The sequence below is a fragment of the Cyclobacterium xiamenense genome (assembly GCF_900109255.1).
In the GTDB taxonomy this organism is placed as follows: Bacteria; Bacteroidota; Bacteroidia; order Cytophagales; family Cyclobacteriaceae; genus Cyclobacterium; species Cyclobacterium xiamenense.
In genome coordinates, this window is record NZ_FNZH01000001.1 from 996,585 (window position 1) to 1,019,876 (window position 23,292).

The 23,292-nt window shown below is 47.9% G+C and carries 19 protein-coding genes; 5 read left to right on the plus strand and 14 right to left on the minus strand.

Annotated features, from left to right (window positions below; translation table 11 throughout):
- Positions 1 to 596: 596 nt before the first annotated feature.
- Genes BMW71_RS03685 through BMW71_RS03695 form a run of 3 tightly spaced genes read left to right on the plus strand, consistent with a single transcriptional unit; the run spans position 597 to position 3,816 of the window.
- Complete coding sequence (locus BMW71_RS03685; RefSeq protein WP_092170263.1) at positions 597 to 2,003, plus strand: sensor histidine kinase; 1,407 nt, start codon at positions 597 to 599, stop codon at positions 2,001 to 2,003.
- A 6-nt stretch (positions 2,004 to 2,009) separates the two neighbouring features.
- Positions 2,010 to 3,155, plus strand: a complete 1,146-nt coding sequence (locus tag BMW71_RS03690) for a 6-bladed beta-propeller (RefSeq protein ID WP_092169584.1) — start codon at positions 2,010 to 2,012, stop codon at positions 3,153 to 3,155.
- A gap of 1 nt (position 3,156) precedes the next feature.
- On the plus strand, positions 3,157 to 3,816 hold the full coding sequence (locus BMW71_RS03695; RefSeq protein ID WP_092169587.1) for a LytR/AlgR family response regulator transcription factor: 660 nt from the start codon (positions 3,157 to 3,159) through the stop codon (positions 3,814 to 3,816).
- Between the two features lie 173 nt (positions 3,817 to 3,989).
- On the opposite strand, the gene BMW71_RS03700 is transcribed toward BMW71_RS03695, so the two are convergent.
- Complete coding sequence (locus tag BMW71_RS03700; RefSeq protein WP_092170266.1) at positions 3,990 to 7,211, minus strand: PVC-type heme-binding CxxCH protein; 3,222 nt, start codon at positions 7,209 to 7,211, stop codon at positions 3,990 to 3,992.
- A gap of 228 nt (positions 7,212 to 7,439) precedes the next feature.
- Between BMW71_RS03700 and BMW71_RS03705 the strand changes: the two genes are divergently transcribed.
- Positions 7,440 to 8,900: an SLC13 family permease gene (locus tag BMW71_RS03705; RefSeq protein WP_092169589.1), complete on the plus strand. Its 1,461-nt coding sequence runs from the start codon at positions 7,440 to 7,442 to the stop codon at positions 8,898 to 8,900.
- Between the two features lie 250 nt (positions 8,901 to 9,150).
- Here the strand turns inward: BMW71_RS03705 and BMW71_RS03710 are convergent, their stop codons facing one another.
- From BMW71_RS03710 to BMW71_RS03740, 7 genes are all read right to left on the minus strand, one after another.
- Positions 9,151 to 10,362, minus strand: coding sequence for a tetratricopeptide repeat protein (locus BMW71_RS03710; RefSeq protein WP_092169592.1), 1,212 nt, complete (start codon positions 10,360 to 10,362; stop codon positions 9,151 to 9,153).
- A gap of 31 nt (positions 10,363 to 10,393) precedes the next feature.
- Positions 10,394 to 12,910: a DNA gyrase subunit A gene (gyrA, locus tag BMW71_RS03715; RefSeq protein WP_092169595.1), complete on the minus strand. Its 2,517-nt coding sequence runs from the start codon at positions 12,908 to 12,910 to the stop codon at positions 10,394 to 10,396.
- 176 nt (positions 12,911 to 13,086) lie between these two features.
- Positions 13,087 to 14,076: a hypothetical protein gene (locus tag BMW71_RS03720; RefSeq protein WP_241684905.1), complete on the minus strand. Its 990-nt coding sequence runs from the start codon at positions 14,074 to 14,076 to the stop codon at positions 13,087 to 13,089.
- A gap of 90 nt (positions 14,077 to 14,166) precedes the next feature.
- Positions 14,167 to 14,682, minus strand: coding sequence for a hypothetical protein (locus BMW71_RS03725; protein WP_092169597.1), 516 nt, complete (start codon positions 14,680 to 14,682; stop codon positions 14,167 to 14,169).
- Between the two features lie 120 nt (positions 14,683 to 14,802).
- Positions 14,803 to 15,456, minus strand: coding sequence for a ribulose-phosphate 3-epimerase (gene rpe, locus BMW71_RS03730; protein ID WP_092169600.1), 654 nt, complete (start codon positions 15,454 to 15,456; stop codon positions 14,803 to 14,805).
- Between the two features lie 80 nt (positions 15,457 to 15,536).
- Positions 15,537 to 17,162: a S8 family peptidase gene (locus BMW71_RS03735; RefSeq protein WP_244891065.1), complete on the minus strand. Its 1,626-nt coding sequence runs from the start codon at positions 17,160 to 17,162 to the stop codon at positions 15,537 to 15,539.
- Positions 17,149 to 17,838, minus strand: a complete 690-nt coding sequence (locus BMW71_RS03740; protein WP_092169602.1) for a hypothetical protein — start codon at positions 17,836 to 17,838, stop codon at positions 17,149 to 17,151. Before BMW71_RS03740 ends, BMW71_RS03735 begins: the two co-directional genes overlap by 14 nt.
- A 51-nt stretch (positions 17,839 to 17,889) precedes the next feature.
- Here BMW71_RS03740 and trpF point away from each other — a divergent pair, with 51 nt between their 5' ends.
- Positions 17,890 to 18,519: a phosphoribosylanthranilate isomerase gene (gene trpF, locus BMW71_RS03745; RefSeq protein WP_092169604.1), complete on the plus strand. Its 630-nt coding sequence runs from the start codon at positions 17,890 to 17,892 to the stop codon at positions 18,517 to 18,519.
- Here the strand turns inward: trpF and trmB are convergent.
- Genes trmB through BMW71_RS03775 form a run of 6 tightly spaced genes read right to left on the minus strand, consistent with a single transcriptional unit; the run spans position 18,516 to position 23,246 of the window.
- Complete coding sequence (gene trmB / locus BMW71_RS03750) at positions 18,516 to 19,181, minus strand: tRNA (guanosine(46)-N7)-methyltransferase TrmB (protein ID WP_092169606.1); 666 nt, start codon at positions 19,179 to 19,181, stop codon at positions 18,516 to 18,518. The two genes, trpF and trmB, sit on opposite strands and share 4 nt — an antisense overlap.
- 4 nt (positions 19,182 to 19,185) lie before the next feature.
- A complete protein-coding gene (locus BMW71_RS03755) occupies positions 19,186 to 20,487 on the minus strand; it encodes a bifunctional folylpolyglutamate synthase/dihydrofolate synthase (RefSeq protein ID WP_092169609.1) in 1,302 nt (433 codons plus the stop codon).
- A gap of 9 nt (positions 20,488 to 20,496) precedes the next feature.
- Positions 20,497 to 21,456, minus strand: a complete 960-nt coding sequence (locus BMW71_RS03760; protein ID WP_092169612.1) for an energy transducer TonB — start codon at positions 21,454 to 21,456, stop codon at positions 20,497 to 20,499.
- A gap of 3 nt (positions 21,457 to 21,459) precedes the next feature.
- Entirely contained in the window at positions 21,460 to 21,852 is a 393-nt protein-coding gene (locus tag BMW71_RS03765; RefSeq protein ID WP_092169615.1) for an ExbD/TolR family protein, read from the minus strand.
- Between the two features lies 1 nt (position 21,853).
- Positions 21,854 to 22,555: a MotA/TolQ/ExbB proton channel family protein gene (locus BMW71_RS03770; protein WP_092169617.1), complete on the minus strand. Its 702-nt coding sequence runs from the start codon at positions 22,553 to 22,555 to the stop codon at positions 21,854 to 21,856.
- A 1-nt stretch (position 22,556) separates the two neighbouring features.
- Positions 22,557 to 23,246 carry an SPOR domain-containing protein gene (locus BMW71_RS03775; protein ID WP_092169620.1) on the minus strand — a complete coding sequence of 230 codons (690 nt, stop codon included), beginning with the start codon at positions 23,244 to 23,246 and terminating at the stop codon, positions 22,557 to 22,559.
- Between the last annotated feature and the right edge of the window lie 46 nt (positions 23,247 to 23,292).

The window sequence follows — 23,292 nt, forward strand, 5'->3', positions numbered from 1 at the left end:
AGGACTTTGCTAGCCATGGGTTTACACCCAGGGATATTTTTGTTCAGGCCCTTCAGGCCTGGTAATAGGCTTCAGCCTTTTCCAAAACTGTCGTTATTAACTCTAAAGCCTACTAAGCATCTGTTTATCGATGAAAAAATCATTTCCATTACCAATTAGAAAAGATATAAATAAGCGGTCAGCTCCTCCATGGTTACATGTTAGCTGGATGTTAGCCAACTCTGGCTTGATATCCACGGTTAGTATTGGTCTGCCCCTTCAGGCCTGGAAGCGGGGTCAAAATCTTATTCCCGTTTTCTATCCCTGCTTTCCACCATTTCGTCACTTAAATTTGATTGAAATTTCCGCGTAGTTTATTCTTGTGTTATAAACAATGCTTCCGGATACTTGCCAGAAAGAAATGACCAAATCCGATAACTTTACCAATTACCATGAGCAAAACTACCAAGAGAACCTATATTGCGCTAATCCTCGCCGGGTTGTTATACAATATCTATTTGACCTGTGACGCATGTGGTGAGGCCAGGCAAATCATCCCAACTCACGCCGAGTTCAGGGTTTTTGGAATACATGTATATTTTTAAATGGAATACGAAATGAAAAACAAACCGTTAGCATTTTCGGAAATAGAATGGTGGGCTGTTACCTTTGTATTCCTGATCTTGGTATTGTTCAATCTTTTGAGTACCGGAAACATGCAGTACCAGGTTGCCCCCGGGGGGTACTTTGCCCGGTTTTTCATTCCGCTGATCCTGTTTTTTGTTTTTTACCTGATGCACCGGGTCCTGATTCCCCGGTACCTGCGCACAAAAAAAGAACGTCCCTTTATCGGGTATAGCTTGCTCACGCTCTGCCTTTCCTACGCCCTCGTTACCCTTTTTTCCATGGGGGCGGGAATTACCCAGACGCCATTTACCCCGTATTTCTTCACCGCCATGGCCTTGTATGGAGGCTACCTGGTTTGGGTACTGCTGCTAAAGGAAGTTTTTTTACCTCCAAAAATGAATGACTATCTGACGTATAACCTGCTCAGATTGAGTAGCATATTCTTCTTTGTGGTTCTTTTTCTATTTAATTTCGACTTTCTGGTTTCTCGGGATATATCGGTGATCCTGGCGCTTTTTCTTCCAGCCTCCATTCTGGTCGTGTTATACAATTTCTTTTTGATCTACAGAATGCGCTTACAGGGAAAACACCGCGCCGCCCTTTGGTTCAATATTCTCCTAATGCTGATTTTCCCCGGCTTTATGCTTTTTGCAGGGCTCATGGGACGGGAAGCGGTTCTAGTTTTTCTTGGTTTGGGCACCGGATTGGTCATCCAGTTGGTCGTACTGCCCCTCTCCGACCTGGCTTTTGAAAAGTACTTTGGGATGAAAGGAAAAATAGCAACCCTTAGCCATCAGGTGGACCGCGGATCGGCCGACCTCCGTTTCCTCAAGTCCCAGATAAATCCCCATTTTTTGTTCAATGCTTTGAATACGCTTTATGGGGCTGCTTTGATGGAAAATGCCGAAAAGACCTCCGATGGCATCCAAAAACTGGGAGATATGATGCGCTTTATGCTGCATGAAAACCAACTGGACAAAATCCCCCTTCGGCGGGAAATCGAGTACCTGCGCAACTACCTGGACCTGCAGATGCTGCGCTTTAAAAAGGAGGATAATTTGGAAATTAGCATTAAATTGAATGAAGAACACTGCGAAGGAACCATTGCCCCCATGCTGCTAATCCCTTTCGTAGAAAATGCCTTCAAACACGGCATCAGCACAAAAAACAAATCCTGGATCAAGATTAACTTGCGCTGCCTGGCCGGATCGGTGCACCTGGACGTGGTCAATTCCCTACATCCGCCCAAAGTCCTGAAAGACCCCTCCGATGAATCCGGTATCGGTTTGGACAATGTGCGCAAGCGATTGCAGGTCCTGTATCCGGACAGACATGACCTGGCAATAGTAGCGAACGATACGGAACATTTTGTCCATTTCTCTGTCCAAATAGACTAAGCCGAAATGATGCATCAACGCCAATTTCTCTACTTTTTCTGCTGGCTGATCGGCGGAGTTTCCTGTCAAAATCAAACGAATAGAGCCGACCTATCTCCTGTACAGACCTATTCATTCGAGGATGCGTTACCGTTAGATATAAAGGATTTCGTTGAGAATCAACGTTATGTTCTTTTGAGCATCGAAGAGGAGGCTTTGTTTACGCGGGTGGATAAGTTGGTAGCGACCAATGATCAGTTTTACCTTTTTGATCATATCAATAGTTCCGGGGTATTGGTCTTTGATGCACATGGAACCTTTCTCCGTAAAATTGGTGATTTTGGAGAGGGTCCCTATCAACTAAACGGCATTGAAGATTTCCAGGTAAGGCCAAACGGCGAAGTATTGATTTTAGATGCACTTGAGAATAGAATCATTGTCTACTCTCCTGAAGGAAATTGGGTCGAGACTATTTCCATACCTGTGAATGCGGGAGGTTTTGTAGAAACAGCGACCGGCTGGCTATTCGCCATTAACAATGACAATCAAAATGATGCCATTGCGAATTATCCCAAAGTTGGGAGTTTTGATACGTCTTTTACGTTAGACAGTTTGTATTTTGGCTACAGCGCCATCGGAGGGAATACCAATGTATATTACCATGCAGGACTATTGTCAGAAACTTCTGGATACATCGTATACAATAGACCTCCGGACGATACCATCCGACTTTTTTCCGAGACGAGAAAACTAGAAAAACAAATTTTAATAGACTTTGGAGACAGTAAATTGCCGGAGCATGTGGTCAATGATATCACACTTGCTGATGAATTGAAAGAAAAAGGGCTAAATCACCAATACCTTCAATTACCTGTTAAGGTTGCCAATAATTTGATTTTGGGCGTGATTGTTAGTACGAAAAATGATTTCTGGACATTTGCTATTCATTTAAAAACCGATAAATTACATGTTGATAAAATTGACTTTTCTGACGTTCATTTTCCTTCGTTGATCCTTCCCACAGCGATTACTCCCTCCGGGGAAGTGGTCACATTGATCGAACCCATTTCATTCGGGTCAGATACTCAGCCAGAAAACTATCCGGAGGAAGTAATCAGTCATTTTGAAAATGAAGGTTCCGTGTTGTTACTGCACAAATTGAAATCCAACTGATATGCTCACAGCTATAGCAATAGACGACGAAAACATGGCACTGGAAGTCATTAAATCTCATGCGGAAAAAGTGCCCTTTCTGGAGTTAGAGGCAGTTTTCTCGGATGCCATTACAGGCTTTGACTTTCACAAAACCCAACCGGTTGACCTGATTTTTTTGGACATCAACATGCCGGATATTTCCGGAATTGATCTGGCGGGCATGTTGCAAGCTGAAACCATGGTGGTATTTACCACGGCCTATTCGGAGTATGCAGTCAAGGGCTTCGAGCTCAATGCGCTGGACTACCTGCTCAAACCTTTTTCATTGAGCCGTTTCCTGCAAGCCTGTCAAAAAGCTCGCGACTGGAAGGAACGGCAACCTGCAGCAGCAAACGGACATGTATTTATCAAAACCTCCGAGGGCCAAATCAAGCTCCATTTTGCAGACCTGCTGTTTTGTGAAGCTACCGGTAACTACGTGACCTTGTACCTGGAGGGGGAAAAGATCATCACCCGCATGACCTTTAAAGAGCTGGAAAAGTTACTTCCCTTCCATTTTGTCCGCACCCATCGTTCCTTTATAGTCAATAAAAACCGGGTAGAAAAGATCGAAAAACACCAGGTGCAACTTGGGGAATACACCGTTCCGGTGAGCCTCTCCTACGGCGGACTTTTGTAGTGTTCTTTTTCAACTAGTTCGCACGAGCAAAAAGTGGTTAAAAAGCCAACCATAACTAATTCCTCCTTTTTAAGGGGGAAAGGGGAATTTTTTCGAGCAGTTTGAATAAAACGGATAAAAAAAAGCAGGCAGCCCCAATCCCTGAGCAGCCTGCTTCTTTCTCGTTTGTGTTACTATTCTCCCGCTTCCATGGGATGTTCCTGAAGCAATTCCGCCGGTGAATAAAATCCTTGTTTTCCTTTGGTAGCTTCCCGCACTTCAGCCACTTTTTCCGGTTTGATAGGGGAAGATTCGTTACCGAAGCTATTTCGAACGTACGTGGCCACAGCGGCTACTTCCTTATCGTTTAGCATACCGGCATAAGGGGTCATGGGAACCTGACCGGGATATTCCTTACCCAGTACTTCAATGGGGCCCATCAAGCCGTTGAGGATGATTTTTACCAGGCGTTCCTCGCTGCCATTTACCCATTTGGTGCCCGCTAGCGGTGGAAATCCGGAAGCAGTCAATCCTTTGCCGTCAGGTTGATGGCAGGTGATACAAAACCCTTCCCGGCTGTAAATGGCTTTACCCATTTGGAAAAGCGTCAGGTCCTCTCCCTTCAGGCGGCTGTTGGAAGCTTTCTCTTCCTGAGCAGCTTCCTGAAAGACGATGCTGCCATCCGGATTTACGACCATGTTTTTCACCGACATATCGTTTAGGTGGGCCAAAGCCGTTTCAAACGGACGTTGCATCCATATATCCTTGGGATGCTCGTCTGCCACTTCCAGGATGGCCAATCCGTCTTCCTTGTCCAGCCAGGATGCCGCTACGATGGCTTCCAGTCGCACCCTTCCGTGAGGATCGGCCGCCGCCGTTTTCAGCATCTCTACCTGATCGGGTACCTGATGCCCGGTATAGCGAAGAATTCGTGCAACAGCGGCCCTTACCCTGTGGTCATCAGAAGTAAAAAGTGTTTTCATCAAATCCTGATCCACTTGATTCAAGCCCCAGCTTACCCACAGCGCTTCCAGCAGGTGGTGTTCGTACCGGGGATCGTTCGCATCCAGCGCGCTAATCCATTGCTGCATTTTTTCCAGTACCTCTCCTTTGTCCCGGCCACGCAATTCGGCACGGGTGCGGTACCTGGCCCTGAATTCTGGCAATTTGAGGTTGTCCAGCAAGGTTTCAATCGGCGCATCGGCTATTTGCGGAGGCGTAACCAAGGGTCGGGAAGGATAGGTGATTCGGTAAATCCGTCCGTGCACGTGATCCCGCAGCGGGTCTCGGGCATTGTGTTGCATGTGACCGACCAGGATATTGTGCCAGTCCACGAAGTAGAGCGAGCCATCTGGAGCAAACTCCATATCTACGGGTCGGAAATTCCGATCGTCGCTTCGAATCAGGTCTACCCGGTGCTCACTATCGTAACCGGTACCGTCTTCCATCATTTTGTGCATTTTCATTCCCAGAAACCCGATGGTATTATTGATCAACAAGTCTCCCTGGACTTCCTCTGGAAAATGCCGGCTGGAGACAAACTCCAGACCCGAGGTAGGCCGTACGCGGTGCGCGTCTTCAATCAGGTTGGGACCTTTGTGGGTACCCTCACCGTAACGGGGCTTGATGGACCCTGGCATCATCCACCGTACGTCGGGTCCGGAGGTCTCTGCAAAGAAGTTTTGCCCCCAGTCGTCAAAAGCGATACCCCAGGGGTTGGGAATGGGCAGTTGAGCGGTTCTCTCCAGGCGCCTGCGGGCGGGATTGTATCGATAAAATCCACCATTGGTCGCTCGAACAGGTCCGTAAGGGGTTTCCACGTTGGTATGTAAAAACACGCCTTCACCCATGTAGATGGCTCCGGATGGATCAGCCACAAAGGCAGAAATATTGTGGTGGGTATCGTGGTCGTCAAAGCCGCTGAGTAGGATTTCGCGCTCTTCGGCATAATCGTCTCCGTCCTTATCCCGGAGAATGATAAGGTTGGTACCCTGCGACAAATAGACCCCTTCCTCGGCGATTTCCATTCCGATGGGCAGATGCAGGCTGTCTGCAAAGACAATTTGCTTGTCCGCTTTCCCGTCATTATTGGTGTCTTCCAGGATAAGGATCTTGTCGTTGGGCTTGGGATCTCCGGGTTTGTAATGTGGGTAACTAGGCATCACTGCCACCCATAACCTGCCTTTCGTATCAAAGGTCATTTGTACCGGATTGGCCAAGTCGGGAAACTCCGATTCGGAAGCGAATAGCTCGACCTTATAGCCCTCGGCTACCTCAAATTTTTCCAAAGCGTCTTCCCCGTACAGGTATTCCAAATCCCCGTTTTTCTCCGGGTTGTAGTTGGTTTCCACTGCAGGAAGCTCGATGGTATTCGCATCCGCAGCTGCCAGGTCAAACGATTCCCCCTGACTCACCTTCCAAATGGCCTGATCCCTGTTATCCGTCATTTGGCGGATTTTTTTCAGTTCGTAGGGATAATTATCCGGTCCGAAAGGATTGTACCTCCTGCCAAACACGTGTACCCCGTTCGGTATTTTGTAATCGTTGTGCCACATCCAGTTTTTTTCCAAAACCGCCCCACGGATGGCTTCCCGCCTGTCTTCGGCTACCGGCTTGTCGCTACCAAACAATTTATCGGTAAGGAATTTACTGAATTTCTTGTATCCGTCTTCGGTGAGTTGAAAGCCATCGATGGTCAGGTATTCCTCTGAATCGGCGTACCAGGAAGCAGAAGGATCAAATGCATTTACAAAGAGCACCTGATTGGCCGCAGCCACTTCCTGCATGGCTTCGGTGTATAGCTTCAGGTTGCGGTTTTCCGCTTCTCCATTGGGCAGGTCGTAGTCCGCGCTCAGGTTTTCAAAAGCGATCGGCGATACCAGCGCCAATTGAGGCGCCGCCTCTCCATTGTAAATGGTGTTTTTGGTATGGTTGATAAAGGCTTCCAGCTCCTGCTTGTACCGGTCCAAGCCCTCCTGTCCCTGAAAGGACTCGTTGTAACCAAAAAAGCCGACGATGATGTCCGCTTCGTGGCGTTTGATCCATTCGTCCGGGGATTCCAAATGCCCTTCGCTACCAGAAGGCGTGGCCAGTTCATCCTGAAACTCCTCTGCTCCGGGAAAAGCCCAGGGCGAAACCCGGCCGGAATGGGGTCGGAAACCTGGTGTATCGCCTGCATCACTCATGTTGCGGATATAGAGTAGTGAGTCGGGATACCGCACGTGCATTTCCGTCTCAAAGTACCCGTAATTCATCATGCGGGAACCCAGGTTGTTCCCCACAAGGATGATGTGGTCTCCCTTATTGAGGGCTAATTTCGGCCCCTCGGGTCCACATTGAAAAGCAAAAAAGGCAATTGCCAGCACCCATACGAGAGTGACTGTTCGTTTGAATCGATCTAAATTTAGTTTGATCATCAGTATCTGTTTAATTTGTAGTCGGGCTTTGTTTGAACCAATATTAACATAAATTTCCAATTTATCTTAAATAAAGTACACGAAATAGGAAATTCTATCCTGTACTGTCCTGTGGACTCCATAGATGGGCTTTGAGGCGGTGTGAAATTTAGGTTACCGGCAAAATCCTGCCACATTTCTTTTTGAATTTGGGCATTTTATACCTAATCTTAAGCTTTAATCCATGCTATGCAAACTAAGAAAATCGGCTTAATCCTCGGTCCAATCGCCTTTTTGGGTACCTATTTCTTTGCCTCTCCGGAAGGGCTGTCCGAATCAGGCACCTCCTTGCTGGCCATTACGTTTTGGATTGCCATTTGGTGGATCACGGAAGCCATTCCCATCGCTGCCACTGCGCTACTACCCCTGGTTATTTTCCCCCTCACCGGCGTCATGGGCATCAAGGCTACCTCCATTCCGTATTCAGATCCCATGGTCTTACTTTATATGGGGGGCTTTATGATTGCCGTAAGTATTGAGAAATGGAACCTACACAAGCGCATTGCCCTGCAGATCATTTCTTTTTTGGGCACGGACTTAAAAAAAATCATATTGGGATTTATGGTGGCCACAGCTTTTTTATCCATGTGGATTTCCAATACGGCCACCTCGCTGATGATGCTGCCCATTGCGATAGCTGTGGTGATGCAGGTCAGTCAATCCAACGAAGCGGTTCAACAAACCCTGGGACAATCGCTGATGCTTGGCATTGCTTACAGTGCGTCCATTGGGGGATTGGCTACCATCATCGGAACCCCCACCAATGTGATTTTGGTGGGGGTGGTAAAAAGTACGTACGGCATAGAAATTAGTTTCGGGGAATGGATGCTCATCGGCTTTCCCATTGCGTTAGGTCTGCTGCTAATTTGCTGGTACTACCTGGTAAATTGGGCCTTTCACTTTCCCAAAACCTTGAAATTACGCGGAGGTAAAGAAGAAATCAAACGGCAACTGACCGAACTCGGTCCCATCAGCAGGCAGGAGAAGCGCGTCCTTTGGGTGTTTATTGCTGTCAGTTTCTCCTGGATCAGCCGAAGCTTTTTGTTGCAGCAATTTGTTCCTGCATTGACGGACACCATTATTGCCCTGACCGGTGTTTTGCTACTATTTGTTATTCCGGCTGGTAACGATAAAAAGGAACAATTACTGGACTGGAAAGTGGCTGAAAAAATTCCCTGGGGTATTTTGATCCTCTTTGGAGGCGGTCTCGCACTCGCCGAAGGCTTTCAGGAGACGGGCCTGGCCAACTGGATTGGCGAGCAGTTTATCCAACTACAAAACTTCCCTTTCTGGTTGTTTTTACTTTTGATCATTGCTGCGGTCAATTTCCTCACGGAAATAACGTCAAACGTTGCTACCGCATCCATGCTTTTACCCATTTTAGCTGCCGTGGCGCTGGCCATGGGCGTGCATCCCTACGGACTGATGATCGGTGCCACCATGGCTGCCTCCTGTGCCTTTATGCTGCCTGTGGCAACCCCTCCCAACGCGGTGGTATTTGGCTCTGGCTACCTGACCATCCCCGTTATGATGCGAACTGGCTTCTTCTTGAATTTACTCTCCATCGCCTTCATTTTAATGCTAATATTATTTTACCTTCCCTGGATTTGGAACTTCAACATGCTTGTTTTTCCGGAAGGCTGGAAATAGACCGTCACGTGCACCGTTTTTACGGGGGAATCAGCAGCAAGTAATTCCCGTGTGGACTTAAAGCCCTCCAGGCAATCAGGTAAGCATCAGGACAGAAGCATCAGGTGCTACCACAGAAAAGCTTATTTGAGCGACCGACCGCAATCAAACAGCACCACCAAAGAAACCTGCGAAGAATAAAAATGCACAAAAAAAGGCTTGTCCAACGGTATGTGGACAAGCCCTTTGCAAATTCTAAAGCAATGAACGATTATCGCTCCAACCAATCGGCGCCGAGTTTGTCGGAAAGCTTCTTGTTGTATTCCTCCGCTTTCGCTTCGTTTTTCAATCGCGTGTGCATCTGGAATAATATTTCCATAATGTCGGTATTGTCTGGCTGCAATTCAGAAGCCTTGGTAAAGTACGGCAACGCTTCCTCATACAAGCTGTCTGCTTCGGCAAGCATGGTGTCTGATTTTTCTTCCCATTCTTCATCCGAAAGATTATTCACCTCAGTGATGATATTTCTGGCTTTATCCAGGTAAATTGCTCCTGCGTAGTAGTTTCCTTCAAAAAACTCGGCATCTGCCTCAACAGTACGCTTGTATTCCTCCAACGCTCCTTCCATGTCACCAGACTTCTCCTTCAAATACCCGTATCGCAAGCGGATAGCGGCATTGTCCGGATCGGTCTTCAGTGCCTCTTCAATGGAAGCCATCGCTTCGTCCATTTTGTCCAACTGAAGCAACAACTGAATCTCGAATTCTGCTAACCCCTTATCCTCTGGGTACAATTCCCTGGCTTCCTTGGCCAATCGATACGCCTCTTCCGGGTTATTTTCTTCGGCGCTGGCTATTTGAATAAGAAAATAATACGCATTTAGCTTATTGTAGTCTTCAATATCGAGTAAATGGGTGAAATACTTTTTAGCACCCCCGGTATTTCCGGTCATGTTTGCTGTATAACCCGCATTAAACACAATCGACGTATCGCTGGGATCTAAATCCGCTGCCAATGAGAAAAACTCGTAGGACAATTCCATGTCGTCTTCCTCGTACTTCTCGATCGCCTTGTTAAACGAAGCATTTTTTAAGCGATACACACCCTCTCCCTGAAAGTTTGCAGGCATATCGGGAACCACCTCCTTGAACAGGTCTTTACTCACGCTGCTCGTGGAATCCATGTTTTCCATTTCAAAAGTTTTCATGAAACTGGACTCGGCCTCTCTACCCAATGCCACCGTTTCCTGGGTATTGGAAGAATCGGCTTCAAACATCTGGGTTTCGATTTTGCCTTTGATAAAATAGGTCTCGGATTCGCTCCCGGTTTCTTCGTCCGTGATGGCGGTTTTGATATCCGAATATGCGGCTTCTATTTCGCCTTTTCTCAGGTTCTTTTCGGCGGATTTAACCACCTTTTTCTGGCCAAAGGCAACTGTCGCAGCAATGCCCACCAAAGCCAAAGATAAAATTAACTTTTTCATGTTCGAAGTGTTGTTCTTTTTTTGGTTTTACTTATGATTCAGTGTCGGAATTCGTTTCGTTTGCTCTATCTGGATTTTCTCCCGTTTCTACGTCTTCATCCAGTATATTTTCTATCTTTTCTACGGAGGAGATTTTGTCGCTGTCGTTGAGTCGAATCAACCGTACGCCCTGGGTGGCTCTTCCCATCACCCGAACTCCCGAAGCAGGCGTTCGAATGGTAATGCCTGAACGATTGATAATCATCAAATCATCGGTATCAACCACTTCCTTGATGGCTACCAAACCGCCGGTCTTCTCGGTGATATTCATGGCCTTTACCCCTTTTCCCCCACGCTTGGTAATCCGGTATTCCGATAAAAAGGAACGCTTTCCAAATCCTTTTTCGGTGACAACCAAGAGCGTGGCATCCTCTCTGTGAACACAAACCATGCCAATTACATGGTTGTCTTCTTCACCCAAATTGATGGCCTTAACGCCGGTAGCAGTCCTCCCCATAGGCCGGACGTTCGATTCGTGAAAATGAACGGCCCTGCCCGAACTGGACGCGATGACAATGTGCGAATCCCCATTGGTCAATTCCACATTCAGTAGCTGGTCGTCCTCCCGGATATTCAAGGCAATGATCCCGTTGGTGCGGGGACGGGAATATTGCTCCAGGGTGGTTTTTTTGATGATCCCGTTACGGGTCACCATCACGATGTTGTTGTTATGGATGTAATCGGCGTCGTTCAAATCCTTTACCTGTATGATGGACCGGATTTTATCTCCGGACTGTATATTCATCAGGTTTTGTATGGGCCTTCCCTTGGACGTTTTGCTACCCTCTGGGATGGCATAGGTCTTCAACCAGAATAGCTTGCCCTGATCGGTAAAAATCAGCAGGTAATTATGGGTGAGTGCCGTAAACAGGTATTCGGTATAATCGTCTTCCTTGGTACTTACTCCCCGCGAACCAACGCCTCCCCTACTCTGGGATTTGTATTCCGTCAACACGGTCCGTTTGATATACCCCTGGTGCGAAACGGTAATCACCACTTCTTCATTCGGGATCATGTCCTCGTAATTGAAGTCCTCGGCGTTGTGCTCGATCGTAGTCCTTCGGTCATCCGAGTACCGGGTCTTCATTTCCAGGAGTTCGTCCTTGATGATCTGCATGCGCTTCTCCTCATTGGCAAGAATTTCCTTCAGTTCTTCGATAAGCTTCATCAGCTCGTCGTACTCCTGCTGGATCTTTTCCCGCTCCATTCCGGTAAGACGCTGCAGACGCATATCCAGGATGGCTCGGGCCTGAATTTCTGATAACTCGAACCGTTCCATTAAGCCATTCCTGGCAGTTTCCGGATCCCGGGAATCCCGAATCAGCTGAATCACCTCGTCCAGGTTGTCAAGGGCTATCAGGTACCCTTCCAGGATATGGGCGCGTTTCTCGGCTTCTTTGAGTTCAAACTGGGTTCTCCGAATCACCACTTCGTGCCGGTGATTGACGTAATGAACGATCAGGTCCTTCAGGTTTAAGGTATACGGTCGCCCTTTAACCAGGGCCACGTTGTTTACGCTAAACGAAGTTTGCAGCGGGGTGTGCTTGTACAGGTTATTTAGAATGACATTCGGTACGGCATCTTTTTTCAGTTCGTACACAATACGCATTCCCTGTCGATCGGATTCGTCCCGTATGGCCACAATTCCATCCAGTTTTTTCTCATTGATCAACTGAGCGGTTTTTTCAACCATGGAGGCTTTGTTGACCTGATAGGGAATTTCGGTGATGACAATCATCTCCCTTCCATTCGCCTTGGTCTCAACGGATGCCTTTCCTCGGAGGATAATCCGACCCCGGCCGGTCTCAAAAGCGGCTTTGACGCCGTTGTATCCATAAATAATTCCCCCGGTAGGAAAATCTGGAGCCGTAATGTGCTCCATCAGCTCCGGGATGGTAATGTCGTTGTTATCAATGTAGGCGTGAATCCCATCGATTACTTCCCCCAAATGATGGGGGGCCATGTTGGTGGCCATGCCCACGGCTATTCCCGATGCGCCATTCAAAAGTAGGGCAGGGATTTTTGCGGGCAGTACGACGGGCTCCTTCAGCGTATCGTCAAAGTTCAATTGAAAATCAACCGTATCCTTGTTGATATCAATCAGCAGTTCTTCGGCGATTCGTCGCAGCCTTGCCTCCGTATACCTCATGGCTGCAGGATTGTCCCCATCCACAGATCCGAAGTTCCCCTGCGGATCCACCAACGGATACCGAAGCGACCAATGCTGGGCCATCCGTACCAGCGTCTCGTAAACAGCGGAGTCTCCGTGGGGGTGGTATTTACCCAGGACTTCTCCTACGATTCTTGCTGATTTCTTGTAAGGCTTGTTGTGGCTGACACCCAATTCCTGCATCCCATACAAGATTCTGCGATGAACTGGCTTCAAACCATCCCTCACATCGGGTAACGCCCTGGAAACAATGACCGACATCGAATAATCGATGTAGGCACCGCGCATTTCTTCCTCAATATTGATCGGGATAATATTCTCGTTCTCTCCTTGAGCCATAATTAAAATTTCTCGCTAATAACCTGCAAGATAGCAAAAAGAACAGGTTTAGAAAAATATAATTTTTCTAACATTTATGGAATCAGGTATCCAATTTATTTTCATGGAGTTAATGAGCAATTTTTTTTCAGAAAATTTGGAAAAGTAGGGAGCAATGCCCCGTATTGGACAGTTTTCTACCATTGACCTACTTTTCTGTGCTGCCTGTGCCAAATGGAACTTCCCCGGTATTCGACCCCATTGTGCAGGTGCTTCATAACTACCCGGCATCCCCCTACTTTGCAGCGCTTGGTACCGGGGAGATTCAAGGCAACCCCTACCTGCAAGGCATAAACTTGTTGCCGCAGGCTTTGGGATTCCGGAATCGCTGGATTGGTGTAGGTAAACGGCCGGAATTCCACGGCGGGTCGTACAAATACCTTGGTGTACTCTGAAAAATCGTACTCCAAGCGGGCAGCGAGTCCGTAATAGGGATCCGGAGCAGTAAGGTTGGGATCGGGGGATCTTCGGAGAAACAAGGATCCAAATTCTCCTTCCAAAATAAACCGCCAGGGGTATATCTGACGCGCCCGCTGCTTTAATTCGGACTGCATGTAAATGTTATTTTCCGAATAGTTCCGGTACCGCCATCGCAAAAACGAACCGCGTTTTCCGGCATCCCAGAGAATTAACCCTACCGTCCCGAACAATTTATCGTAGGTGTAGGCCTGATCCTGAAATTCAAACGTGTATCCAGAGGCGGTTAACGGAGAAATGCGGCCGGTCTCCCGGCCGTAGCCGGCACCGAATGTCAAAAAATCAAACACATTGACCCGCACGCCTACTGCCAAAGGAAAGGAAAGGTTACCGGCACTTCTGAAAGCGAGCGTGTCTCCGGCAGCAGGATCCAGTGCTCCTTCCGGATTACCGCTAATGGCATAGGCACCGGGCGTCTCACTAGCAAAGTCAAACAACTTTTGTTGGTACCCTGCCCCGGTGGTAAGTTCAAAGGAGAAATTGCTTACCATGTTTCGAAAAACGTTTCCCAGTTCGTTCTCGCTTTTTCTTCCCTTCAATTTACGTTCAATACCGAAAATATCTTCCTGCGCCACCGCAGGATGGAGAAAAAGAAGGCAGGTAAGCAGTCCACCCACAAAAAAAAGAAGTCGTTTCCAGGAAGCGTTCATACCAGTTTTTTTTTCTACTAAACGTAAAAAACAAAAAAACCCTCACATAACGAGAGGGTTTTTTTTGTTTTTTTATTAAAAATCGCGATTCTATTCGCTGGCATCTGCTTCTCCTTCTGCAGATTCGGTACTTCGCTTCTCTTTCAATTCGGCAATCAAAGTATCTACTTTTTCCTTGATCTCCGGGTTTTCTTTGATGGCTTTGTTGACCTTGTTGTACGTAGCTACACCCAACACATCGTCGTTTTTAATGAGGCCTATTTTCAGGTCCCTTACTTCGTTACTCAACGAACCCATAAATTCCATGATTGCTTCGTATGCCCCTTTTTCTTCGTCGGTGACCTCGATCTCAGCCATTTTTTCTTCGTCGTCCCAAGCATCTTTAATTTCATTGTACCGGGCGGCACCATCGATCACCTCGTTATCCTTAATCATGGATACCAGTTCCTCGTTTTTTTGCTCGTAAAACGCCATGACAGAATCTTCCATGGCAGCGAACTTTGCCAATTCTTCATCGGTAATTTCCTCTGCTGCTTCGTCCTGGGCTTGTGTGTGAAATCCAATCAGTCCAACCAATAAGAAAGCCAATACAAATACTTTTTTCATAATTTCTATTTCTGTTTATAAAACCCTTACTACATACGAATTAAATTAGAATCCACTTATTTCACAAGTTAATTCGCAAAAAATACGCCAATTTTTATGTGAACAGCTTGAATCTTACATTTAACCAATATTTTTTAGCTTTTTAATGGTTTCCTGTGGATTTTTTGAGGAAAAGACAAAGTTACCGGCGACCAAAATTGTTGCACCCGTATCAACTAGTTTCTTTGCATTCTCCATGCTTACTCCCCCATCGATTTCAATTTTCGCATGGGACCCCGTCTCAACGATCAGTTTTTTGAGCTTCTGAACTTTCGCATAGGTATTTTCTATAAACGATTGCCCGCCAAAACCGGGGTTAACCGACATCAGCAATACAATATCCACCTCCCGGATAATGTCTTCGAGCTGGGAAACAGGGCTATGAGGATTCAACGCCACACCTGCCCGGCAACCCAAATCTTTGATGGTCTGCACCGTTCGGTGCAAATGAGGACAGGCTTCCAAATGAACGGTGATGTGCGCCGCTCCGGCTTTTTTAAAATCACTAAGGTATCGTTCCGGAGTCACAATCATCAAATGTACATCCAATGGTTTTTTCGCATGACGATTGATGGCTTCTACTACCGGTAAGCCCATGGATATATTAGGCACAAAGACCCCGTCCATGATATCAACATGGATAAAATCCGACTCGGATTCGTTTATCATTTCTACCTCACGTTGCAAATTAGCAAAATCGGCAGCGAGCACGGAGGGGGCGATCAGAGGGTTCATGGGAGCAGGGAAGTTCGATTGAAAATTGAAAGTAACTGGTGTGAATCATTGCAAAAAAAAGAAAAATTATTTTCTTTTCCTTATTTCTTCCACAACTTCATGCGGGCAGCATCGGAATTGTCCTCTACCTCAAGCCAATAGATTCCCGGAATGAGGGTGCCCATGTCCACCCGATAAGGGTCTCGTAGAAATGGACGATCCAGGCGAAGCGAGCTGATCATTTTCCCTTGCAGGTCGTAGAGCGTCAGTTGGCAAGAATTTTCCTGCCCAAATTCCACAAAAAGTTCCTGGTCATCCAGCGGGTTGGGATAAACCCGGGAAGGTACATCGACCAACGTCCCCTCCTCCCCACCATACAAGGCCCTTAGGTAATTCGGAACCCCGTATCCCAATTCAAAATCCGGATTTTTCGCCTGCGACCCGCTTTGTATCAGGCGGTCTTTGAGTTCGGCACGTGTCCACTCCGGGTTGGCTTGCCAGAGCCCTGCTGCCAAAGCAGCTATCTGCGGTGCGGAGAAAGAGGTACCGCTGGAAAAACTGGTACCCTCAACCTGCCTCCAGAGGGTTACCCCAGATCCGTACGCCACCAATTCCGGCTTGATACGGCCGTCACTGCTAGGGCCAATGGAGCTAAATCCAGCCTTACTAAATCGGTTATTGATCGCACCCACGGCCAAAATTCCCCGGGCATCGGCAGGGACAGTGATCGTCTGCCAGCTGATGTTTCCCTCGTTTCCAGAACTGCTGACGACCAGTATTCCCTTATTGGCTGCCATACCGGCTCCAATCGATATAACGGCCGTTTCGCCATCGAGGTCCTCCCGGCTGTAATTCATTTCCGGGTCGTCAAATAGATTGTATCCAAGCGAGCTATTGATCACCTGTACGCCCAGACTGTCGGCAAATTCAGCCGCCCGCACCCAATTGTATTCTTCTATTCGGTATTCTGAATCCACGTCTTCGGTGATGCACAGCACGTACGATGCCGCGTAGGCTCCTCCTATCAACCGACTGGGATCAAAGGAGGCCAACAAGGAAAGGGCGCCTGTTCCGTGGGTGTCGGTCCGGAATACGTCGCCGGATCCAGGCCGTACAAAGTCTCGAGTGGCCAGGACACGGTTTTCGTTAAACAGATGCTGCAGGCCACCGATGGCATCGGTATTTAAAAAACCGGCGTCAAAAACGGCTATTTTGATGCCTTCCCCATTGAATCCATCCGCATGCATTTCGGGGATACCCAGAATATGATTTTGAAAATCAAAAGTCGTTTCCGAGGGAGTTTCCGCAAAGATGGGGTCGTTGCCCGTGTAACTTAGTGTTCCGTTTTGTCCATGTTGCTTCTCCCCACGGCCAACATATACTACCTTGGAAACAAAGGGCAAAGAAGCAATTTTCTCCACTGCTGCGGAATCCGCCGCTACCAGGGAGGCATTCAGCCATTTGGAATGGTATAGGATTTCCTGTACCTCGCCCCTTATTGCGGCAATGTACTTTTCGGAAACCGGGATATCTGTGCTGTCCAACGCACTGTTTTCCTTCGCTCTCCGCTCCAGGGACGCCTCACTTACCAATTCCAGCGGCCGGTTGAGGCTGTATCGATCGGTGGGTTTATAGCTGTAATGAACGGCATATCGGTCCTGACCCATCAGTTGGGTTCCGCTGCAAAACAGCACAAAAACACATGCAAACAAGCTACTCTTTCCCATGGCGGATTAGTTTTAAATGAGTAAAACGTCCCTCCTGAATGATTTGTTGTCCCAGGCAGTCGTTTCTGGAACAGTAGCGAAATACTTCGTAGTAGCTTTCTATCAGCCCAACTTCCCTGGCAAAAACCTCGTAGCGGTTGTCCCGAAGGGTAATGAGATCGTCTTCCTCGCTCTGCCGAATGGTCATCGTTTCCGGAAAATAGGTGTTTTCCACCAGTAGATCCCCCGCACTTTCGACGAAAAAGAATTTCGCAGGTAGCGAATTATAGGTGTTCCCATCCCAACTACTTTCCGCATGGAGGGGGTAAACCAAGATGATTTCCAGGAGGTTATTGTCTTGGCGAATCACTCTTCCTCCGGAAAAAGTCAGCGTATATGCCTTTTCATTATCCCAGATATTCCGATCTGCGGATCGCTGTCTTCGCACCCAAAATACGAGCTCGTTTTCTGCATTGAGGGTTTGATCGGTTATTTGATCCCGGTAAAAAAACGTCTCGGCTTCAAAATCATCTTCCCCAAAATACCGGGTATTTTCGACGCGGTATTCCCAGAAATTTCCAACAGCCAACGGTAAAAAAGTCGACGTAATCACCGAAGGATCTTCTCGCAACACCTCACAACCAATCGTAAAAATCAGGAATGGGAGAAAACAATACCTTTTATCCAAACCATTCATTCTCTATCTTTGAAATCCGTTGAAATTACACAAATAATACGCAAAACTGAAATGGCTTTAAAAACTTTTGTAAAGATAAGCAATGTAAATAATTTAAGCGATGCCAGGTATTGTTCCGGGATGTATGTAAACCTAATGGGGTTTTCGCTGGAGGAGCATTCCGAACACTATGTTTCGCCGGTTGAATTCAAAGAAATCACCAACTGGCTTTCGGGCCTGGAATACGTGGCGGAGTTTTCCCTGACACACCCTGACGAGATTTTGCAAACACTGACTGCCTACGAAGGCTTCAGCTGGATACAGGTGGAAGAAAAGCACCACCTGCAACTCCTGGATAATAGTAGTTACGGACTTATTTATCGTTATACCTTACCTGCTGAAGGCGACTGGGAGGAAATCTTATCCTTTTCCAAAAGTCTCGGAAAACAACAAATCGTACTCAATCTGGAGTCCGATTCAAACCGGGAACTTCAGGACGAGGATATCAAATCCATCCGCTCCCTGGCCCAAAATTGCGAGGTTTTGTTGGGCTTTGGATTTGATGCTGAAAACATCGGCGAATTGTTGGAGGCTACCGGAATAAAGGGCATCAGCATGAAGGGAGGGCACGAAATCCGGCCTGGAATCAAGGATTTTGACGAGCTGGCAGACATATTAGAGGCCCTGGAACTGGAAGATTAATCCGGGACGAAGGAGAATTCCAGGTATTTGATGGTTTCTCCTTTGTCCATAAATAACTTTTCGTAGCGCGTTTGGATTCCATGGTGCGCATCCTTCCATTCGGACGAGTAAAAATCCCTGGTCTGTCGCTTCACCCGAATATCGGAACGGCTGGAAAATAGTTCTTCGGTGTAGGTAAATAGCCCTGTGTTGTCCGTTTTGAAATGGATGTGTCCACCGGGATGCATGATTTGCTTGTATAGCTGCAAAAAACGAGGGGAAGTAAGTCGCTTTTTTTCGTCTCGATCCTTTGGCCGGGGGTCGGGAAAGGTTATCCACAACTCGTCTACTTCTCCCGGAGCAAAGGATTCTTCCAATCGTTCAATCTGTGTTCGCAAAAAGGCTACGTTTTCCAGCCCTTCTTCCGAGGCCTGAGAACTTCCTTTCCAAATACGGGAGCCTTTGATGTCCACACCAACGAAGTTCTTGTCGGGGTACCGTCTGCCCAAACCGACGGTAAACTCTCCCCTGCCACAGGCCAGTTCCACCACCAGGGGATGCTCGTTTTTAAATTGCTGGCGCTTCCAGTTCCCCTTAATCGTTTCAAAGATTTCCTTTCCCGGTTGCACCACATTTGGATTGACTTCGTTTTGCGCAAAACGTTCCAGTTTTTTTCTACCCATTTTTTTAAAGTCCGTTGATTTCTGCGACGACAAATGTACTGCCTCCGACGAAGATCAGGTCATCTGCCACGGCATTTTTTTTAGCAAATTCAAGGGCTTCGTTTACATCCGAAATAACCCTCCCGCTAAGTCCGTATGCCAGCGCTTTTTGCTGTAGCACATCGGCAGGCAGCGACCTTGGTTGATCCGCCTGACAAAAAATATAGGCTGCATCCTTCGGGAGCAATGCCAGAATCTTATCCACATCTTTGTCCCGAACCATCCCGAGAACCAGCGTCAACTGGCGGTAAGAAAGGTTCAAAAGCTGATCCAGGATTACCCGAAACCCATCGATATTGTGGCCCGTATCACAGATGATCGTCGGATTTTTTCCTAAGATTTGCCATCGGCCCTTTAAGCCAGTACTTGCCTGTGTGTTGGCCAGACCGTCTCGGATGGCTTCCTCCCGGATGCGTAGGCCCATGCTTTTCAGACTGTCGAGGGACAGCAGGATTGCCGGAAGGTTTCGGGCCTGGTAATCGCCCAACAAATCCATAGGGAGATCCCAGGTTTTCCCACCGACTGGTCGAATCTCAAAAACCGCCCGAAGAGGTAGCTGGCCGGCAACGATGCCTTTCGGAACCACCTCCATGTGCTGATCGGCGAATACTATGGAGGCGTTTTTTTGAGCGGCTGTTTGCCGGAAAACCGCAACCGTCTCTGACTGGGTTTGCCCAATGACGACCGGTACGCCTTGTTTGATAATACCGGCTTTTTCTCCGGCAATTTTTTCCAGGCTGTCTCCCAGAAATTGCATGTGGTCCATCCCGATGTTGGTAATGACACTGAGCAAAGGAGTCACCACATTGGTGCTATCAAACCTCCCGCCCATGCCCGTCTCGATGACGGCATAATCTACCGCTCCCCGGACGAAGTAATCCAAAGCCATGGCAACCGTCATTTCAAAAAAGCTGGGCTTCAACTCCTCCAAAAAGGCACGATGGGCTTCCACAAAGCGACATACTTCCGCCTCGGGTATTTCCTGTCCGTTGATTTTTATTCGTTCCCGAAAGGATTTCAAATGGGGCGAGGTGTACAGTCCGGTCTTATAACCGGCGGTCTGGAGTACCGAGGCCAGTGCATGGGATGTACTGCCTTTTCCGTTGGTCCCGGCGATATGAATGCTCCGAAGCGCTTGCTGGGGATTTCCCAACCGATCGCAAAGCATAAGCGTATTGCTGAGGTCTTTCTTAAAGGCCGGCGCCCCTACCCGTTGAAACATGGGCAAGGCCTGATACAAAAAGTCAAGGGATTCCTGGTACGTCATGGAGAGGGATTAATCTACCCGGATGATAAAGGTAATTCGACCGGTGGAATAATCGGCGGTGGGATTGTCGCTCTGGCGTTTAAAGGAAAGCCCGGTGACTACGGTACGGTAGTAATTCAACACCTCGTTACTAACGTTGTATTCAAGCGGGATAGCCTGAACGATACGCCCATTGTCGTTCACCGTTATCCGAAAAACAATTCTCCCATTTCGGTTGGATAGTCTGTCCTGAATCTGCGGCCTGGAAGCGAAATCCCAACCTGCCAAATCCAGGTTATAGCCCGCTCCGTCTCCTGTGTTTCCGCTTCCGGATTGCAAAATGGATCGACCATCCACGGTCCCCTGAGGATTGCCTTCGTTGCCCGGCTGACCGGAGCTTCCCTGGTTATCACCCGAGGAGGGCCGATTCGAAGAGCCGGTATTGCCTCCTGCGCCAAATATCGCCCGCTGGTCCACGGTCGGTTTCTTTTCTTCCACCTTCTCCGGCGCAGGTTCTGCTTCGGCAGGGGTTTCCGTCACGGGGGTTTCTGCGGGCCTTTCGGGGGTTTCCCTGGGCTGCTCGGCAGCGGGCTGAGGCTGTGTATCGGCCTTTACGGGACTGGGTACATTGGATTGAATTTCCTGCCGGGGTTGGCTCGGACTGGGTTGTGCCGGAGAGGGGGTGGATTCGGGAGGGCTGACGGGTACGATGTTTTCAGAAGGCTGAGAAGAAGGGTCACCCGGTGCGGGTGCCTCTTCCGACACTTCGGAGGCACTCGTGGCGGTGGTAGCTGCTTGTTCGTTATCCATGCCCGTATCGGAAAAGCCCAGATTCAATTCCAGACCAAACTGCGACATGGGCGGCACCGGTTGCTTCCACACCACGATAAAGTAAAATCCGAGCAGTATCAGCACGTTTAAAATAAACGTAATCAGGACTGCCTTTTTTTTGTTGTCCAGGGTTTCTTTTCGGTCTTCCCAAACTTCCATGGGTTACTGAAACGGTTTTGTTGCGATGGTGACATTGGCTTCCAGCGAGGCCGCTATCCCACCTACCTCTACCAAATGTTCTACAGGCACCTCTTTGTCGATATGCAATACTACGTACCCTTGCTTGTCTTTTAGTAACGCTGTCAATTCGTTTTTAATTTCATTTCTGCTCACCTGTCGGTCGTTGACGGCATATTTCAGATCTTTGGTAATGCTTACGGTTACCTCCTGCATCACGATATCCGAGGTTTCACTGGAGGGTAAGTTGACCGGCAATCCAGAGGGTGTAATAAAGGAAGAGGTAAGCATAAAAAAGATCAACAGCAAGAAAATAATATCGGTCATGGACGACATGCTGAATGCTGATTCGATTTTGTTTTTTGACTGAAGGCCCATGCTATTTCTTGTCCTGAAGTAAATCAATAAATTCGATGGTGGTGTACTCCATGTTATGTATCAACTTGGAAACCTGGGTTACCAGATAATTGTACCCCAAATAGGCAACGATACCCACCACGAGTCCGGTGGCCGTAGTAATCATCGCCTCGTAAATCCCGGTGGAAAGGAGTTTTGGGGAAACCATCCCCTCTTCCTGGGCTACGCCAATAAAGGCCCGAATCATACCGGCTACGGTACCCAAAAACCCGATCATGGGGGCGGCACCAGAAACGGTAGCGAGCAATCCCAGGTTTTTTTCCAGTTTATAGATCTCAATCTTTCCGACATTTTCGATGGCCACTTCGATGTTTTTTAAGGGGCTACCGATTCGCTCCAATCCCTTGGCGATCATGTGTGCGACCGGCGTTTCTTCGCCTTGGCAAATCAGTTTTGCTTGCTCAATATTCCCGCTCTGCACCATCATTTTGACCTGATCGATCATACCCTTGGGTGTTTTTGAGGCTTTTTTCAATGTAATCACCCGCTCGATAAAAATAAAGATGGCCAGTATAAAGAGCAGATACAGCGGAATCATCATGTAGCCTCCCTTTACCAATAATTCCAAAAGGCCAATGTCCGCAGAACCGGATCCCTCTAACAGGGCAAGTGAATCAACGGCCTGTTGGCCGTCACTGGTAGACAACGTTTGTGCTAGGATCATATTAATATTTCAAAACCCACAAGTTTTCATTATACGCTTCTTGAGAAGCCTCCCTCGCCTCAAGGGCCAGGTCTACATTCTCGTACTGCCCAACTGCCAGGCGGTAAAAATGAATGTCTCCATACGGATGAATCAAAAACGTCTGCAGTCCATCTTTATTGAGTTTTGCTGAATAATCTCTTGCCAGGTCGTCGTCAATAAAACTTCCCACGACCAAAAAATAACGGGCCGAGGTCCCACGTGCATCAATCTCCGTGAGCACGGGTTCGGTCACCGGGTCTTCTGCAACCGGTACTTCCTCCTCCGGCTCTACAGGGGCTGGCGGAGCGGGGTTATCCAGTACCGGTTCCTCAACTGCAACCGGAGTGTCGCTTGCTTGGTCGCTGGAAAAATCTTCCCAATTACCCCAATAATACGCCCCAAATCCGATGAGTAGAACCAAAAGTAAAATCCATACAAACGCCCAGTTGGAGGATCGGCTTTTCTTTTTCTCCGGTGCACTGGTTTTTTTTCCGCCCGTAGTGGCTGCGATCTTCGGTTTCGTTGGCACGGATTTTTTCTCCGCTGCCGGGGCTACCGGAGGCTTTTCAGCAGGTGCGGACTCCAGTGGGTTGATGGAAACCGGAGGCAACCCAAAGTCCTCATCGTTATCTGCTTGGCTGTTTTGATCCTTGGATTTATTTTCAGACATATCAAAAAAGATTGTTTCAATTTGCTAAGCTAAAGTAAAACGATCA